We start from the raw sequence: 16,992 nt of genomic DNA, 5'->3' as shown, positions 1-16,992 counted from the left end.
CACTGCTTCCTGAGACTGATACAATCTTTTTTTGAAAAATATTTTTATTCCTAATAATTCTGCGCTAGGGTGTGCTCTTCCTTCTAACAGATGACTGTATTGTTCCATTCTCCTCCGAACCAAAAAGCATCCCGAATCCAAATGGATCCGGAATGCCAACAAATATATTATTGAATTACTGTTCCTTATGGAGTGGTGCTAGATGCGCGGATCCAGTTTTTCTTCTGTTTCCGTTTTCTGTGCCGTAACAGAGGGTTTAGCTGCTTCTTTCTCAATTTTTTGATCAAGTTTTTGAAGCTGCAGTTTGGCAAATTCTTTGCCGCCCAAACCAAATGCCAGAGCAAAGGCAACTGAGAGGCCGCCCATAATGAACAGGAAGGCCGTATTTACAATCATCGAGGCAAATTGGAGTTGGTCTAATGTCATGAAAACAGCCAAGACATACAAGATGTACTTGACCACATCGCCTATCATAGAGCTTCCGGTAGATTCTTTCAAGAAAGCAGAGAGCGCATTTCCCCCAAAAATCCCTAGCCCTAAAATAATGAGGCCAATCAGGACAGATGGCAAGTAGCTAATGATAGCCACTCCTATTGTATTCAGCACTTCCAAATTCAACGCGTTCAAAGCTTCAACCGTGAAGAAGATAATGATTACGGCCTGCAAAACTTTTGCGATTACTTGCGAGAGATTTAGACGAGAAGTTCCGTTAGGATTGAGGTAATGAGAGAATCGGTTGATTCCAGCGTTTTCCAACAGTCCTTCCAGAAGATCTGCTGCAAATTTAGCAATTAACGTTCCTGCAACCAATAGGATTACGGCCACAAGAATATTTGGGATAGCCGCCAGGACTTGGTTCAATACATTCACAATCGGTTCTGAGATAGATCGGATCTGCAATGTCTCTAATGCCATAGTCAAGACGGGAATCAGTACGGTAACAAACGCAACGTTGGCCAAGACTCGGGCAATCGTATTCTTCTGCTTGTGTGTGGAAGGTCCGGTGGGTTGTGCAGTTTGATTGGGAGTCTGCGTGTATTTAGAAATCCAGCGATCGACGTTGATTGATTCCAACAGACTTTGAACCAGTTCCTTGACGAATTTGGCTACAAAATAGCCAATAACCAAGATAATGACTGCCCCGAAGAGTTTTGGCAGAAAGGCCATGAAGTTATCAAACATATTTGTGATTGGGAGTGCAATATTGGCGAGGCCAATTTGCGAAAGAATACCAGGTATGAAGAAGAGCCAAATCAGATAGTAAAATACTTTCCCTAAGGAACTAATAATGCGTTGGGCATCTTCTAATGTGGGTGACACACCCCATTTTACTAATTTATTATCAAAGCCAATAGCATCGAGGCCTTTTACTATGGCTTTTTTAACCAGTGTAGCAACAATCCAAGCTAATACCAACAATAAGAGAGCGCCTAGGAGTTTCGGAAGAATAGCGACGAAAGTGACCCATAACCCTTGCAAAGAATTTGTAAATTGTTCCATTCTTTCTCCTCCTTTTATATCTAAATTTATGGAATATTTTTCCATATGCTAAGTATAGCAGACAAAAAGTTGAAGAAGAAATGAAATGGTTTTACCTTTTTCTACGCGATATTAAGAAAAATATGAATTTCACTTACACTAAGAATCAAAATAATGATAAGTTACTTTTTGAGGAAATACAGCACATCCTGGTAAACGGTGTCTCTGTTTGTTTCAAACAAAACAGAATGCAGTTTTTCTTCATATTGCTTGATTGAAATGTGGGAATAACCAATTTTTCTGAGTGTTTGCTCGGTATCCCTCAGCCCCATGTCGCCACCCGTGACAGGATCTTTTGTACCAGAAAGACTTAGAATCTCAAGATTGGGGTTTTGCACGTTATATTTTTTGTATTGCTTGAGATCGCTGGCTGCTTCAAACATAGTTAATGCGCCGTTGTTTGTCCATGTAAAATGCATGAGAGGATCAGCACTCATTTTTTCATACAAATCCCTATCTGTGGTCACCATGTTTGCCTCAAATGATGATGCTTTATATATAGTTGATCCTCCAATGAGATGGAGTATCTTACTATGATTATATGCGCCGGAATAAAATGTTGCCCAATTACCGATAAATAACCCAAGTTTTGTCTTGTCAATCGATCGTGCGGTTCCTGTCATGACAATCTTGTCTACTTCGGTGTCATGTTGCTGAAGATAGCATCTTGCGAGGATTGATCCCAAAGAATGCCCTACTATATATAGTGGTTTATCAGGATATATTTTCTTCGCATATTGGTTCACTCGGTACACATCATCAATCATCTCATCCACACTGTTCATATGCCCGTAAGGATAACTGTTGTTAACTGTTTTCCCATGTCCCCGGAGATCAGAAATGATTACGGCATATCCATTATTATTTAAAAAATGGGCAAAGTTATAATATAATTCCTTGTGTTCTGTAGCACCATGCAAAATTTGAACAATAGCTTCTGGATTATCCGTTGTGAACATAGCTGTTGAGAGTTGCATACCGTCATGAGCATTGATGGCTAGTTCAATCCTATTCTTCTCTGTTTTAAGGATAGAAGCTGTCGCCTCTTGTGCTTCAGGGCTAATTTTTGTTCTAAAAAACCGTGTTCCTGCCAAAATGTTAAGCGTTAATAAGCTGATCACTTCCACTTTAAAGAGAGTACGAACGAGTCTACGGTTGGATTTATTCACTAAAATCATCCTTTCAATAAATGTCACTCGCGGTAATATTGCAAACGAATAAATGAAGCCAACAAACTGTTCTCTCCGCTGCTCTTAGTATATTCCTAACATACCCATATTAAAAACAATAAGTTAGGAGTGATTTGTTGTTTAAGCACTAGGCTGTTCGCAAAAATAAAAAGGCGTCCATCATAAATTTCGTTGATGGATGCCTTCAGCTTGTAATTTTTTTAAATCCTTAGTCTCTATTTATGCGGTTATTTCTAATTTCATCTACGGGATTATTGGATTCTTTAAATAATATCTCGATCCCCTCTGCATCCTTTACCTTCAGGCCATTATTATTGCACCACTCAAAAATTTTTTCGGCTGCAGAAATACTTTTCGAATATAGTTGGTAAACTTGCCCGTTTTTAAAATAGATTTTCACTTCTAATGTCACACTATCCGACGGTAAAATCCCCATTACTAAATCGAGTTTCTTTTGAGTATCCACTTTTATCAGCTCAATTTCATCAACCAAATGAGTTAATTTCATACGTAAACTGTTCTTCCAGTTCAGTGATTGCGGTTTAAATTCAAAAAAGTTGATTTCTTTGTTTGAAAATTCACATAAATACGGAGAACCTACCGAATTCATTGTCCTTGGATAAAAATGTCCATCCATTTTGAAAGTGACTTCAACACGTTGCTTTTGCAGTGTTTTGTCAAATTCTTCCCAAAACTCACTATTTTCCCCTCTTCTTAAATCGGCACTTTTTCCAAGACTCTCTTTAGTAATCATAAATAAACATCCTCCTAATAGTGACAAAATGAATGACGCCAATAAATTCAAACGTTTTCTAAGACTATCTTAGTATATCGCTACCGTCCCTATATTAAAAATAATATGTTGGGAATGAATTGACAAATCCATGTAAAGCAAACTTTACAAAAAGGGAGAGTTGAATGGAAAATAAATTGGAGGAACTGAGAAAAAATAAAGGACTGTCCCAAGAGCAATTGGCGGAAAAGATGCTTGTATCAAGACAGACGATTATATCCCTTGAAAAAGGTCGTTAGAATCCTTCACTCAATTTAGCTTTCAAATTGTCAAAATTTTTTAATGCACCCATTGAAGATATTTTTATTTATGAGGAGGAATAATTATGGTTAAAAAAAAAGGTTGGCAATTGTTTCATATATTATCAGCGCCGTGTTATAGATACTAGGAGGCTTTCATCATTACTTCGCAATACCGGAACATTTAACCCTTGCATTTCTCTCTGCGGGATTATCCGCATTTATTCATTGAGTATGGCAAACGAAGAGAATACTATTTTTCAAGAAGGATCCAAAACAATATGATCTTGAACAGATTGAGAGTAAAGATGAAAGGAACCAATTGATCTTGCAGGTTTCAAAAGCAAAGACCTTCGAAACGAGCAGCTATCTACTCATAGTGTTTATGCTGGTTTTTGTTGTGTTAGATGAACCCTTGTTCGTATTAAAATTATTCAGTTTTGGTTTTATATCATTGAGTGTGTTTTTATGGAATTTATCAAAGCAGCAGAAAAAAATTTAGCCTACTGTTTTGTAACGTAATCGATTTATTATAAGGAATGGAGAGCGTCGTAGTGTGACGTCCTGCATTCCTTTTTCAGTTCCTGCATACGGCATTGTGCCCTTCCCTATTATTTAACTATCTCATTTTTAAGGACACATTACTGTGTAAATTAAGCATATGTACAAGTTTTATATAATTACTTATATCATTTATCAAAGTTTACTTTACTTTTATCAATCTATATATTATGATTCTATCTGAGGTGATAGCATTGAAAAAAGATTTTGGTGATTCAATCGGCAACACCGTTTATGAATATCGGGTACTTGCCAGAATGTCTCAGCAGGAATTAGCTGATAAAGTGGGGGTCTCTAAACAAACCATTTTTGTCATGGAAAAAGGCAATTACGTCCCGACGCTATTATTAGCATTTCGAATTGCAGATTTTTTTGACGTATCTGTATCAGACATTTTTACTTACGAGAAAGGAACTGATAACAATGGAAATTAAATCAATCTCTGATATCCCTGGTGCATTCTTTTATCCTTTGAAAGAATGGGCGGAAGCTAGTTCAACTAACTGGAATATTTTTGTGGGAATTCCAATGGTGTTACTGTTAGTTGTAGCGATTGCATATATAAGACTTGTAAAAACAATCGGTGAACCAGACGAGCGAACCAATCAATATCATAAACATTGGGCCTATGTCGTTTTGATAACGATTTTGGTATGCGACATTATTTTCCCTAAAGAGTATTTAGTCATGCAATTCTTTGTTTATAAATATGCATTAGCCGCTCTGGCTGGAGACATCTATTTTTACATTCAATTTAAAAACGATTTTAGTTAATTTCATTACAAAATGGCGTGCAGTAATAGTAATCTCTCATGTAAAAACGGAATGAGTAACGCCTCTTTGACGTTCTTCATTCCGTTATTCTGTATTTCACAATAGCAACTATAAGGCTCAATTCATCATCCAACATAACAAACACCAGGCGGTTTGATATGCAGCAAACAGAAAGCCACCTACATAAGCTGTTGACAGCGGACGGGCTAAAAAAGCATTTATTTATAATTACGCTAAGTCCATATTAAGTTCCTCTTTCCATTCTTCCTTCAAAAGCCCATAAACTACGTGATCTACATAATGGTCGTACAGCCACTCTGCTTGTCTTAATGTGCCTTCCTCTTTAAAGCCAAACCGTTCCGGGATTGCTCTACTTTTTTCGTTTTCAGTAGCGACGCATACTTCAATCCTATTAAGGCCTAGTTCTTTAAACCCATAGTCAATCACAGCCTTAAAAGACCGGGACATAATCCCCTTACCTTGAAAATTCCCACCGAGCCAATAACCAACAACCCCACTTTTATTCCCTTTATTAATGGTGTTAAATCCTATCGTGCCCGTGATTTTCCCTTTATAAATAATAGCGAAAGATTTTAGGCAGCCCCCATCTTCTGAAAATATTTTTAATCTTGTTCTGATGTATTGAGTGATATCTTCTAAACTCACGATCTGATCGAGCCAACCGAGCCATTCGCTTAAATGTTCTTTGGAAAGAATTGTCAAATTGTACAATTCCTCGGCATCGCCTTCATTGAACATTCTCAAAGAAACCTCTTCATCAATCCTATATGCTAACATTCTTCCCTCCCCCTCTACTGATATGTATTGAATACAGCATCATTCATACCAGTATTCCTAAGTGTCCTTACAAAAACCTTGTCCACACGAGGTTTGCGGGGCAATAGACTGTAAAACTGTCGTCCGGGATATGCAGTTCCTGGCTGATGACTTCCCTGAATTGTTCTACTGACATTCCCAGCCACAATCGATAACTGCTTTTTCCGTATGTATTCCAGATAGCCAATTCCGCTAAATGAGGGTAATCCTCAATTTCAGGCCGCGGAATTTTTTTAAAAGTTACGATATAATCGAAGCTTGTTTTCTCTATTGGAAATACTTTGACTTTGAAATTTTCCAAAGGAACCTCAAGCTCCTTATGAATTAAATGAATGATGTCTTCAGCATTCGTTGCTACATTTCCTTTGAATGAGTACGCTCCAAATTTCTCCCAATGTGTAAGCTTTCGAAAGACTTCAAACCACCGTATGTCTGTGTAATGCTCGGGGTCAAACGTGACAATTGCATTGAAACTGGACGTTGGAGATAAATACTTCTTTGATTGTTGCCAGGAATAGCCCAATATCCCTAGGACGACCACCAATATTACAATCTTATCCAATTTGGTTCCTCCTTTTACTACCATACAACCATCGCTTATTATAAAGCGTTCTCACTATTATCATTACCTATATTTTCCCTATTCCCAGACATTTCCCCGTTTAAGATTTTTCCTATCGCACTTTTTATGGACTTCGATCCATTTTCTAATCTGGTTTGCGATTTCTAGTGGGGAATCAATGTGAATATTGTGCCCAGTATTCGGAATTATATGATCTGTCGCATCTGAAGCAGCACGAATCAATCGTTTGGCAGCAACTTCTTTCATAGCATTTGAAGCTTCCGGTAGTGAGCTTCTTAGCAATAGGATTGGACACTCAACTTCTGAATAAATTTCCTTGGATGGGTATTTATGCAACGATCTTATTGCTGCTTCGTATGTGGCTAGCGTTGTTTTTGATATAATTCGCTTGTCTTCATCCTCCTTCATTTTGACTACGGCAGCTTTCTGGACGTAATCAGACCATCTTTGGTAATAATCTTTTTCGTTCTCCAGATAGCTTTCCCAACTTGAAAACTGATAGCTTTTATAAAATTCCTGTACCTGCTTCAAATCGATTGCCAAATCAGCAGCGATATCTTCATTTTGAATATAGCCGCCATCCAGCAATACCACTCCTTTAACAAGATCAGGAAAGGTTGCTGCGAATTGCAATGCAATTTCCGCTCCCAAAGAATGCCCCACAAGGAAGAACGGAAGGTCTTTAGAAACTTGCTCTGTGATTTTTTTTAAGAAACTAACTGCATCGTCCATATATTCAGATTGTTCACTAAAATACTCCAATGAGCTACCATGACCTAGCAAATCCATGGACAACAAGCGGAAATCACTTTTCAAATCGTTGAAGATCTCATCCCACGTGAAATGAGTGTCCCCTAAACCATGAAGGAACCAAATTAGATCACCTTTCTCATGTTCTTCCTCATAGACAGGGAGCGCTGGAAAATATTGTACAATTCTATTCATTGGTTGCCCTCTCTTTTGTCACCCTACAGCAATTGGCTACACTTGTGTTAAGAACGCTTTCAAAATTACCGCAAGTGCAGCGAGATAGTCTTACGATTCTGGTACACAGTAGCCTCTAATCCATTATCTTGCGCCAACTTATCGCAATGCTTTTCAAGGTACTCCTTAGCAGCTTGGACGCCCTTTTGTCTGAACAACTCTTCCAATGACAGCACATCCCGGATAGGCACTTCACTTTTTTTAAGGTAAGCAATCACAGGTGGGATTGCCGCCAAGCCCTCACACAAAAGGACAATTTCTTTATCGGTCAGAAGATATTTTATCCTCAGCTTAGAAACTAAAAAAGTTGTTGCAAAAGGACCTGGAAATTCCCCTAAGAATTGTTTAGCTATTTCCACTTCTATCTCCCTTACCTGGTTGAAGTCAATGTTCATCACTGTATTTTCTCCATTTTTTCGAATGGTTTCAGTAATCAAAAGAGAATTTTCCTGAAAATTAAGATTCCATCGTGTTTTTCGGTATGGCTTCTTCGGATATTTTTCACCTTCAATTAAACAGTTCACCAGCACAGCATTGTTTTCTATTGCCTCTTTAAAATCAGAATGGTAATCGACATTATGCTCTTTAGACATATTCTTTTTCCTCTCAGTAACAAGTCCTTATATTGTCCCTTTTTGGAGTACACAATTATTTCTTCTTTGGTATCATTGTTTTACTCAATGGGGAAAATATACTTTGAGAATTGCCTTAATAAAACCATGTGTCACTCCTATTTTTTAACAAATCTGCATAAGAATCGTTCTCACTTATTACTTCAGATGTTCTCTTTTATACTTGCCCTCTCTTTTAATAATCTGAGTAACTGCAAACCATCTGACTGAAAGGAACCTATTTTTTTAGGAAGTTTAAAAGGAATAAGGTTAATCACAAGCATGACTAGATTCAGATCGGCAACCCCCGCTAGAAGCGTACGCGTCCAACCCTCAAATTCTAAACGAAGCAGCAGTACGGTTATCCCCATGAGGAATAGGTTCATCAATGGGCCACTTAAGAGACACAAAAATCGTTGCAATTTGTCCATTCGGCCATCCCATATGCAACACCCGAAGTACGCCCATTGAAGATGAAAATGGAATCTTCCGACCTGAAAATCCTCCCTGTTATCTTCCCCGCTGCTTCCTAAGTAGATATGGGGGTTCGACTTGGATGTCAGCACCACTCCAATACCATGTCCAACTTCGTGTAGCAGCAGGGTAAATGGTATTACCAGAGTAAAGAAAACGAGATGTATCATACTAAACTACCTTCTTCCATTCTAATTCTATGTAACATGGTTGCCCCCCTGATCAATCTGTACTTTGGAATAAATGGAACTGGCCATATTATCATTGTTTTCATTATCGGACTTTTTCTGATTTTCTCGCGTACTAATTCTCACACCTTCTTTCTTTTCGAATTAGGTGGATCTATTCGATCGCAATATTCCATTGCTCTCTTGATAACTTAACTGGATTTCCCACTATTTTTATTTTTCCCGCTTTTCCACATCAAAATAACAATCAGTGCGATATATCCGATTGAAATACAGTAAAATAGTGGCTCATTCAGTCTATCTCTAATACCAATAAGTACTAGCATGCTACCAGCCAACAAGGGAATGTATCTATAAAAGTCTCTTTTCATTTTTTTCTCCTATTCATAATAATCTTAAGAGGTAATTGTTTAATGGGTAATTAGAGCCGTAAAATGATTGCTTCACTCTGGTTATAATTGTAGGATCACTCGGATATTCGGCAGCTCCTATCAGTGAGTGAAGTACAAGCTAATACGTATGCATTAAGTTTGTGCTTTTTCACAATCAGGGAAACCCTCATTTACACACTCATATAAATATGTTTTTTCCCAAACATTTTTTATGTTACTATTGTAACAAATAATTTATTTTTTCTATAGTTAGAACTTCAGAGAAGGGGTACTGGCATGAATTTTCTCAGAAAAATGTGGCGATTTTTAGGTCGTTGGAATACAATAACCGGTTATTTAATAGGCGGTGTCTGGCTTTTATATAATGGAAATTTCTACAACAATGGCATTACAGACATTAGATATGTTTACTTCTTTAATATTAGCGGCATACTAATGCTCGTTTTAGTGGCTCTAAAGATTACAGAAAAGGTTTTGAGAAAAAAGAAAGAAAATACGTAGTAATGTGGGACTACTAAGCTACGCCATTGGAAATTACCATCCCAGCCAACCAAAAAAATTTCGACAAAAAGTACACGCCAGCAACATAAAACGTTTTTAAGTTACTTGCATAAATAACTATAGAGATAAGGGAGCGAAGCGGTAAGGACGATAACATACCACCCTACGTTGATTTTCCTGAGTATAACGAATTCTCCCAAAGTTACTTGTGGCCCGTTACCGTGAAGTACAAAGGACAGTCGGAGATTCATTTTTCTGTTTCAAAGTCGGACACGATCAATGCTTTTCACTCAATCGAAACCGGTTCAGGAGAACCTATCCTGATCGGCTCCCGTTCTTTTGAAAGAAAAAATTTAGACTTTATGGCATTTGAAGGCCGCACTTATGCTTTTTCCAACTGATGGGCCTTTATCAAACGACTTATGAATTTAATAACAAAAAAACGAACAGAAAGAAGAGCGAAAATGAATCATACTCAGCATTTCTCAATATTAAGTGTTCAAAGCTCATTTGCATTATTGCTTCTTCCTCTTATCAGCGGGGTCTTTTCTTATTCGTACTTGCCTGACCGAATCGCCATCCATATTAACGAACTAGGACAAGCGGATGACTATCTCCCAAAGCTGGCATTCTTAATCGGGCTTCCTGTTGCAGGCTTGGTTTTTCAGCTGTACAGAGTGGTACGATGTAAGAAAAAAGACCCTACAATGAATGTTTTCGGCGGAAACAGAACCAGCTCTAGTATCCTTTTATTCCCAATCTTCTTTGACATCGCCTATTTTTCTGCAGTTTTTTATAATTTGAATGTTTGATTGGATAGGTGAATATCTACACACTACTTGATAGCTGCCATCACGACTACTTCAGAACGTTTAACGAGAATGAAACTTCATTTAATCTTCCTAGCAAATGGAGTCCACACTGCACTATTGCAAGTAGATTAGCTGAAGATAAAATGGTGCAAGCATTTAGCTATTGTAGGAAAAATATAAACAAAATATACGGTATGTTATGAACACTTTAGGACGTTTAAGGCAAAAGAAGTTCCTTCTTAATACGATATACAGTATCCCTGGTTACGTCCATTTCTTATGCAATTTTCTTGATGGGCTCTTCCCGCTTCAATTTGTTCACGATCACCTGATAGGTCATGCGGTCTTTCGGATCCTTGGCATCAGCAGCATACTTCACCGGACGGCCTTTGTAGTGGCCCTTCTTATTAGCAATCTCAATCCCTTGCCGTTGCTTACGCTTAATTTCTTCCCGTTCATTTTAGGCGGTCCAGGAAAGCAACTGCACGAGCATGTTCCGAATCAGCTTCTGCAGATTGGGATCTCCTAAACCATGGTTCAGAATGGTTAAATTCAATACGATTAAACCAATTTCCTTCTGATCAAGCCGCTGCACCATCTGAACGATATCAAAAAGAACCCTACGGGTGTAGGATTCCGGATACATGATTTTATCCAATTTCATGTACAATAATAAATAATGCTTAATCTGTACTCATTATCTAAATAAAAAATAAATTTATAGCAGCTACAATTGTAAAAAAGGTTTCAACTTTATATGAATCTTCCCAGAATATATTAACTATAATATAAGAAACAATAATAAATAAAAATATAACTTTCAAATATTTCATTTTTGTCATTTTAAAGCTCCTTTGTCTAATAAAAATTTTTATTGTTATTTGATTTCATTAATCCATGCTTCTTTTTGTATATCTGTTTGATTTAATATAGTGACCAACTATGTAAGCAAAATCCAGAATTATTTGTAAGAAGCGGAAACTAATCATCTCATCGTTCGTCCATTGCGTAATCCATTAATTGTGTCATCGCTATAAAATTACTTTCTCTAATGAATACCAGCATTTCTTTGATTGATTCATAATGGCCGCTAGTATCCCTACTAGATAGTCCAAGTCTGGAATTCTCCTACTAGATTAGCTAGGGGGATTCTTTTGCAACAAGAAACAGTTTTTATAGGCATCCTCTCTCAACTTAATAGTTTTGAGTCCGCCAATTTTATTTAACTTCTGGCAAAAAAAACTATACTCAATAAATATATAAAAAGTCAATGATAGGAGAAGAAACAACTGTGTACTGGCCCACGAGACGGCTGGTCTGATGCTTTTTACGATAGATAAAATAACTCATTTGAATTTTAATGAGTTATTCAAACAAATCAGCGTAATTTTATTGACCACTATCGCCATGGCTTTGCTTGTTTTTCTTATACAAAAAGGAATCTACCAATTAACTGATAAAAAAGATCGGATTGGTTCTTTGATCAATGTAAGTATTTCAGTCACCATTGGCGGTATTTTTAATTTATACGTCACATTAAAAATCCGCTTGGCAAACCGATTACTAGGCAGTAAAGTAGCCGGGATTAGACGAAAGTTAAGAATAAAATAGACAATACAACTGATAAAAAGTAGTACACCCTAAAGATGCAAGTAATTGAAATAATAGGCCTGCTTTAAAGGAAAGTAGGTCTATTATTTCAATTATCTTCTTAACTCAAGATTTTGAAATAGTCAAAAATTTAAAAAGTTGTGGGAAATCAATATTTATAATCAAAATATTACTATATGAATATTTTGATTATAAATATTGATTTTATGTTATTATTTTCCCGTAATAAATTGTAAATAAGTTAGATATTTTTAGTGAAATAAAGTATTTAAAAATGATAAAGGAGATACACGCATGAAACATCAATTAAAAAATACTATTGTTTTAAGTACGTCCTGATTGTTAGCAAATGTATGGATTCCAACGACTTTAGCGTTTGCCGAAGAAGCACCTGGTGTAAATGAAAAATCTAGCTATGAGATTCTAACTGACGACCCTTTGGTAGGACAAAGTGATGAAGATGATTTTGCAGTTTACTTTGAATACGAACGGGTTGTATACAATTATATTTTTGAAGAAAACGCTTTTACCTTAGAGACAGAAACAGGAACCGAGGTTCATACCTTGACTTATAATAAGGGGGATGATTTCTTAGTTTTAGATGGTGAGCCCCTCCACTTGGAGAAAACTGAATATAATACTGATAATGCATTAAATGGAATGAATTCAAGCTTTACTTCAATGGCCACATCAAGTTACAGTTGGAATCCTATATTCTACACTAGTGGATCAGTATCTTTAAGCGATATGGTGTATAGTGTAGGTGCTTTGGCAACAGTGATTGGAGGTGTAATAGGGGTTGGAGCATTATTGCACCTTAGCATTCCCCAAACGACTATTGCTGCTCAAGTTTCCAATTGGGCGAGTGCCGTTAGTCTAGGTTCTCTAGCAGCAGGATACTTCTTCTCGGGGTCGGTAACATATTCGCAATACAGAACAGAAACCCCTGTTCCTGATGGTGGGAGTTCCGGGAACAAACAGTATGCTTACCGCTTCCAAAACGTGAGAGTAGTAGGGGCAATAAAAGGGGAAAGCATGAATATATTGTTGCAAAATATAGGATCGTGGTTCTTTGTAGCTAGGCCGTATTAATGTATAAAGGAGAGAGCATGAAAAAAATATACTTATTCATATATATCCTACTATTCTTTCTTTTCCTTTTAAAATTTGTGATAATACCTCGTCAACCATTACCCTTTTCAAACATTATCCATCTCCTTTTAATAATAAGTGGTGCTGCTATCTCATTGGGTAGTTTCAAGCAAAATAATCATATTAGTGAGGTTTTTGGTATAAGTATTATTGTACTCGTGTGCATAAGTTGGATTATAAAGAGTATCAATTAACTTTTATGAATATTCAAACAGAGGGGCCTTCTCAAAATAAGTGAGATGGCTTCTTTGTTTTTGTTATACTTAGAGACTATTAGTACGCATTAAATCCTATTAAAAGACCGTTTTATTGAATATAGTGTCAGGATTTTCCTAGTACCTCCCTTAATTATTTTGTTTGTTTTGCAAACAACTAGCAGTCGTTCCTGGAATAACTGTCCCCCAAAACTAGTGCTGTTAACAATGAAACTTTAAAAACTTTTGGACTCGTTTTCATCTTAACTCTCCATTCTATCATTTTCTCAATACCATTAGAAGATGGACCGTATCCATGTCGTAGGAAGAAAAAGGAAGAGTTACTGGAAGTATAAACGCATGTGTTTAGAGACATTTAATTATAACCCTTTTTATAAGCCTGAATGATTCATATTTTTTCAACTTGAAATTAGTATACGATGTTACCTGAATTCTAACATGAGTAAAAACGGCAGTATTCCCTATAAATAGATTTTATATATCAAATTCATTTGCGCATTGTTGATAATTATTTTGGGCTCATACAGTCATTGATTAGATAGAATAGATAATTGACGTCGTCCTTGGTAAAAGGCAAATAACCCAGCTCATCTAGGATACCCAACTTAACTTTGTTAAAGAGGCTTTTGAAGCTCTCTAAAAGCTTCTCTTTCAATCTTATCCCAACCCGAAGACTCTTCAAACGTCTGTTTCAACATCAGCTTGCCGATCTATTTAGCTAAAGTTACAATTTTCTTGCATCTTGCCGATTTTATGAGCCTACGAAGAAAGAGAAAGCCACTGGTATCGGTAGCTATTTCCTACATTTAGTGGCGCTATTTCTCACACTCACTATATTTCTGAGCATAATCCTCATTTTATCTAATTCTTAGTACTTAATTGCATTTTTCTCTTATTGCGCGTCAAGGTACTTTTGCTGATGCCAGTCATTTACTCTAACTCTTTATAGGAATGATTCTTCAATAGGTTCATGGCCAGATTGATTTGTTGCTGATTGAATTTCTTTGGTCGCCCTTCTCGGTAGTCTGGTTTCTATTTAGCCAGTTCTTTCCCTTCCTGGGTACGCTCCACAATCAGATTGCGTTCAATGCGTCTTGCGTGCTGCGAGCGAAGCGATCCAACTTCGTTACACCAGTGTATCCCCCGTTTCAATTTCTTGAAGGAATTTTTTGGAATTCGGGGCGATCACTTTTCGTTCCCGTAATTTTTTTCGAAGTAGACCCGGTCGCAGCGTTCCTCTTCGAGTTGACGCAGCTGTCCTTCCAAATTTTATTCATAATTGTTGTTCAAATACTTTAGAATGCTATTACGTATTTCATCATGCTTTATAGGGTTGTAGGCGGTTTCTTTATTGTGCCAGTTGGAACTATCATATAGCCATACAGGCATTTTTTTTCGTTCTTCACTTTCCCATTCATAACGTGGAAAAACATGGGCATGCAGAAAATTATCAGTATTTCCTAAAATGTCATAATTAACTCTAATAGGTGTGCAACTATGAATAATAGCATCTCCTAGAATACTCATGTCGGAAAGAAACTGTTCGCGTTCCTCTAATGAAAGGACATTCAAAGAGTTGACTTCTTTTTTGGGTAAAAGCACACAGTAGCCAGGTAAAAATTGAACATCTCCAAAAACAGCATAGCCACCTTTTAATTCTTTTATCAGCATTGGATTAGTCCCATTTATTGCAGATAAAATTCGATTTTCATACCATTCCATGTAAATCTCCTCTTTTCTTCTTTAAGTTATAAAAAATTACTGGTTTTCAGTATTTTTGTGTTACTATTCTAATAAACATTTTACCGATTTGTAACATTAATTAAATCCATTAATTGTCAGCATCAAGTAGAATTTATTTAGCACTGACATATGGCCCTTATCGTATCGGCGACGGGTCTGCGAGTGCTCAAATGCGATACCGTTATCCAGAAAAACGACTTGATTCATTTTCAGGACAGGATCATCTTTTTTACAGCCCAAGTATCCTTAATCATCTTCATCTTCGTCTGGCTTATCTGGGGAAATGGAATTGATTGCGTCGACACCAAGACCGAAAAATAGCTGAGGCAAATGATAAAGAACTGATTATTTTTGTGGAAGCATAAAGAAAAGTAAGACATTCTACGAATTTGAAATCGTAGGTGCCTTGCTTTTTTATTCGTTACATTGGAAGTTACACCACTAAAGTTTATGGCTCTACTTTGAGCGGGTACATTATTTTGAAATATTTTAGCGTCTTTTGTAGCGTCTGATAATTGCGATAGATGCTAAGATTATTACTGAAACTAAAGCGATAAATGCAAACAGGAATCCTAATGGGATAAATCCGAATGATTCCACTAAAAAACCGTCCTTATCTATATAGCTTCCATTGACGTTATATGCAATAGCGCATAGAATGCTACCAATCATTGAAACCAAAGCTGTGCCTTTTAAAAAAGCTGTTTTTTTGTCATTTTTCCACTTTTTAGCGATTTTCCCCAATAAATTTGCTTCTTCCATGTTATTTACTCCTTTTATCTCTATATCATATTTTTTTAACTCAGCTTTACATTCTTCGCAATTTTCTAGGTGTTCTTCAATCAATTTGCGGCTATCCGTGCTACATACATTGTCATAGTAAAGTGGCAGCAAATCTTTAATGATATCACATGATATTTTCATAATAAATCCTCCTTCAATTTTACTTTTGCACGGTAATAGGTGACGCGTGCCCAACCTTCGGTTTTTCCAAAAAGCTCGCCTATTTTCCGAAATGACAGTTCTCCGAAAATTCGCAATGAGAAAACTTCTTTATATGGCTCCTCTAAGTTGTGCAGTGCTTTATGAATTTCGAAGGATTCTTCTCGATTAATAAATCCATTCTCAAAATCACAGGTTTGCTCCTGTTCAATGGAATTGCAGGTCACTAATCGCTGTTGCTTACTGTAAAATGTAAAATAAGTATTTTTTGCAATCTGACAGAGCCATACACGTAGCTTACATTCTCCTTTATAGGAATCAATACTTTTTAGCGCTTTGAAAAAAGTATCCTGTGTGACTTCCTCAGCCACTAATGAATTTTGACATAAGGAATAAACGTATTTATATACATCATCGAAATATTCGGAATATATCTTCTCAAACTCTGGCATGTCACCACCTCACTTTCATAGATAAGACTAACGAGTATTAAATTCGTTACAAATTTTAAATAAATATTTTAAGCCCCAAATTTATAATAAGGACGGGGAAATCCTGGATATCATTGTGTTCTAGGTACATGGAACCTCGAAATACTATCCAAACGTTGATTTGGTAGGCTCTTCGCTTGTTCCTAGGTATGTGTTAGCGGGAATCCAGGTTATCAAGTGGTCTACCTTCACTTAAGTGGGTATCAGATGAAGGAAATGACTCAGAGTATTGGACATACTCGCAAAACAATTGGTGGCTATGTCGCTTCTTACCGGAAAGGTGGGATAGTAGCAGTGACCCATCGATCCCTCGACCTTCTCAAGGTAGACATCGGCGATTGAGCAAAATGCAGGAAACTG

The 16,992-nt window shown here is 36.8% G+C and carries 20 protein-coding genes and 1 pseudogene; 8 read left to right on the top strand and 13 right to left on the bottom strand.

What is annotated here, in order from left to right; translation table 11 throughout:
• Positions 1 to 198: 198 nt before the first annotated feature.
• From AC0J5I_RS05455 to AC0J5I_RS05445, 3 genes are all read right to left on the bottom strand, one after another.
• Entirely contained in the window at positions 199 to 1,500 is a 1,302-nt protein-coding gene (locus AC0J5I_RS05455) for a mechanosensitive ion channel (RefSeq protein WP_475304447.1), read from the bottom strand.
• Positions 1,501 to 1,661: 161 nt separating this feature from the next.
• Entirely contained in the window at positions 1,662 to 2,708 is a 1,047-nt protein-coding gene (locus AC0J5I_RS05450) for an alpha/beta fold hydrolase (RefSeq protein ID WP_475304446.1), read from the bottom strand.
• Positions 2,709 to 2,937: 229 nt separating this feature from the next.
• Complete coding sequence (locus AC0J5I_RS05445; protein ID WP_475304445.1) at positions 2,938 to 3,483, bottom strand: hypothetical protein; 546 nt, start codon at positions 3,481 to 3,483, stop codon at positions 2,938 to 2,940.
• Positions 3,484 to 3,647: 164 nt separating this feature from the next.
• Here AC0J5I_RS05445 and AC0J5I_RS05440 point away from each other — a divergent pair.
• The 3 genes and pseudogenes from AC0J5I_RS05440 to AC0J5I_RS05430 all read left to right on the top strand — a co-directional run bounded on the left by AC0J5I_RS05440 (position 3,648) and on the right by AC0J5I_RS05430 (position 5,096).
• Positions 3,648 to 3,845 (top strand): annotated as a pseudogene (locus AC0J5I_RS05440) (helix-turn-helix transcriptional regulator).
• A 671-nt stretch (positions 3,846 to 4,516) separates the two neighbouring features.
• On the top strand, positions 4,517 to 4,756 hold the full coding sequence (locus AC0J5I_RS05435) for a helix-turn-helix transcriptional regulator (protein WP_475304444.1): 240 nt from the start codon (positions 4,517 to 4,519) through the stop codon (positions 4,754 to 4,756).
• Positions 4,746 to 5,096, top strand: a complete 351-nt coding sequence (locus AC0J5I_RS05430) for a DUF2178 domain-containing protein (protein WP_475304443.1) — start codon at positions 4,746 to 4,748, stop codon at positions 5,094 to 5,096. The genes AC0J5I_RS05435 and AC0J5I_RS05430 overlap by 11 nt, the downstream gene beginning before the upstream one ends.
• Positions 5,097 to 5,324: 228 nt before the next feature.
• On the opposite strand, the gene AC0J5I_RS05425 is transcribed toward AC0J5I_RS05430, so the two are convergent.
• From AC0J5I_RS05425 to AC0J5I_RS05405, 5 genes are all read right to left on the bottom strand, one after another.
• Entirely contained in the window at positions 5,325 to 5,894 is a 570-nt protein-coding gene (locus AC0J5I_RS05425; RefSeq protein ID WP_475304442.1) for a GNAT family N-acetyltransferase, read from the bottom strand.
• A gap of 67 nt (positions 5,895 to 5,961) precedes the next feature.
• Positions 5,962 to 6,495: a hypothetical protein gene (locus AC0J5I_RS05420; protein ID WP_475304441.1), complete on the bottom strand. Its 534-nt coding sequence runs from the start codon at positions 6,493 to 6,495 to the stop codon at positions 5,962 to 5,964.
• Between the two features lie 78 nt (positions 6,496 to 6,573).
• Entirely contained in the window at positions 6,574 to 7,461 is an 888-nt protein-coding gene (locus tag AC0J5I_RS05415; RefSeq protein ID WP_475304440.1) for an alpha/beta fold hydrolase, read from the bottom strand.
• 65 nt (positions 7,462 to 7,526) lie between these two features.
• A complete protein-coding gene (locus AC0J5I_RS05410) occupies positions 7,527 to 8,093 on the bottom strand; it encodes a hypothetical protein (protein ID WP_475304439.1) in 567 nt (188 codons plus the stop codon).
• A gap of 182 nt (positions 8,094 to 8,275) precedes the next feature.
• Entirely contained in the window at positions 8,276 to 8,542 is a 267-nt protein-coding gene (locus AC0J5I_RS05405) for a hypothetical protein (RefSeq protein ID WP_475304438.1), read from the bottom strand.
• An 899-nt stretch (positions 8,543 to 9,441) separates the two neighbouring features.
• Here AC0J5I_RS05405 and AC0J5I_RS05400 point away from each other — a divergent pair.
• Positions 9,442 to 9,666, top strand: coding sequence for a hypothetical protein (locus AC0J5I_RS05400; RefSeq protein ID WP_475304437.1), 225 nt, complete (start codon positions 9,442 to 9,444; stop codon positions 9,664 to 9,666).
• A 464-nt stretch (positions 9,667 to 10,130) separates the two neighbouring features.
• Entirely contained in the window at positions 10,131 to 10,478 is a 348-nt protein-coding gene (locus AC0J5I_RS05395) for a DUF1648 domain-containing protein (protein WP_475304436.1), read from the top strand.
• A 460-nt stretch (positions 10,479 to 10,938) separates the two neighbouring features.
• Here AC0J5I_RS05395 and AC0J5I_RS05390 read toward each other — a convergent pair whose 3' ends face one another.
• Both AC0J5I_RS05390 and AC0J5I_RS05385 read right to left on the bottom strand, forming a co-directional pair.
• Positions 10,939 to 11,148, bottom strand: a complete 210-nt coding sequence (locus AC0J5I_RS05390; protein ID WP_475304435.1) for a hypothetical protein — start codon at positions 11,146 to 11,148, stop codon at positions 10,939 to 10,941.
• Positions 11,149 to 11,468: 320 nt separating this feature from the next.
• Entirely contained in the window at positions 11,469 to 11,552 is an 84-nt protein-coding gene (locus AC0J5I_RS05385; protein ID WP_475305565.1) for a hypothetical protein, read from the bottom strand.
• A 246-nt stretch (positions 11,553 to 11,798) separates the two neighbouring features.
• Here AC0J5I_RS05385 and AC0J5I_RS05380 point away from each other — a divergent pair, with 246 nt between their 5' ends.
• Both AC0J5I_RS05380 and AC0J5I_RS05375 read left to right on the top strand, forming a co-directional pair.
• Entirely contained in the window at positions 11,799 to 12,089 is a 291-nt protein-coding gene (locus AC0J5I_RS05380; protein WP_475304434.1) for a hypothetical protein, read from the top strand.
• A gap of 339 nt (positions 12,090 to 12,428) precedes the next feature.
• Positions 12,429 to 13,181 (top strand): hypothetical protein, encoded by a 753-nt coding sequence (locus AC0J5I_RS05375; RefSeq protein ID WP_475304433.1) that lies wholly within the window; start codon positions 12,429 to 12,431, stop codon positions 13,179 to 13,181.
• A 1,544-nt stretch (positions 13,182 to 14,725) separates the two neighbouring features.
• Here the strand turns inward: AC0J5I_RS05375 and AC0J5I_RS05370 are convergent.
• The 3 genes from AC0J5I_RS05370 to AC0J5I_RS05360 all read right to left on the bottom strand — a co-directional run bounded on the left by AC0J5I_RS05370 (position 14,726) and on the right by AC0J5I_RS05360 (position 16,593).
• Entirely contained in the window at positions 14,726 to 15,178 is a 453-nt protein-coding gene (locus AC0J5I_RS05370) for an HIT family protein (protein ID WP_475304432.1), read from the bottom strand.
• A 510-nt stretch (positions 15,179 to 15,688) separates the two neighbouring features.
• Complete coding sequence (locus tag AC0J5I_RS05365; protein WP_475304431.1) at positions 15,689 to 16,123, bottom strand: DUF3955 domain-containing protein; 435 nt, start codon at positions 16,121 to 16,123, stop codon at positions 15,689 to 15,691.
• Positions 16,120 to 16,593 carry an RNA polymerase sigma factor gene (locus tag AC0J5I_RS05360; RefSeq protein ID WP_475304430.1) on the bottom strand — a complete coding sequence of 158 codons (474 nt, stop codon included), beginning with the start codon at positions 16,591 to 16,593 and terminating at the stop codon, positions 16,120 to 16,122. The genes AC0J5I_RS05365 and AC0J5I_RS05360 overlap by 4 nt, the downstream gene beginning before the upstream one ends.
• 216 nt (positions 16,594 to 16,809) lie before the next feature.
• On the opposite strand from AC0J5I_RS05360, the gene AC0J5I_RS05355 reads away from it, so the two are divergent.
• Positions 16,810 to 16,974, top strand: coding sequence for a terminase gpP N-terminus-related DNA-binding protein (locus AC0J5I_RS05355; protein WP_475304429.1), 165 nt, complete (start codon positions 16,810 to 16,812; stop codon positions 16,972 to 16,974).
• Positions 16,975 to 16,992 lie beyond the last annotated feature (18 nt).

Source organism: Trichococcus sp. TS_SC_9 (genome assembly GCF_056156325.1).
The sequence above is the reverse complement of the archived record's forward strand: the minus strand, read 5'-3'. Positions and strand labels throughout refer to the sequence as shown.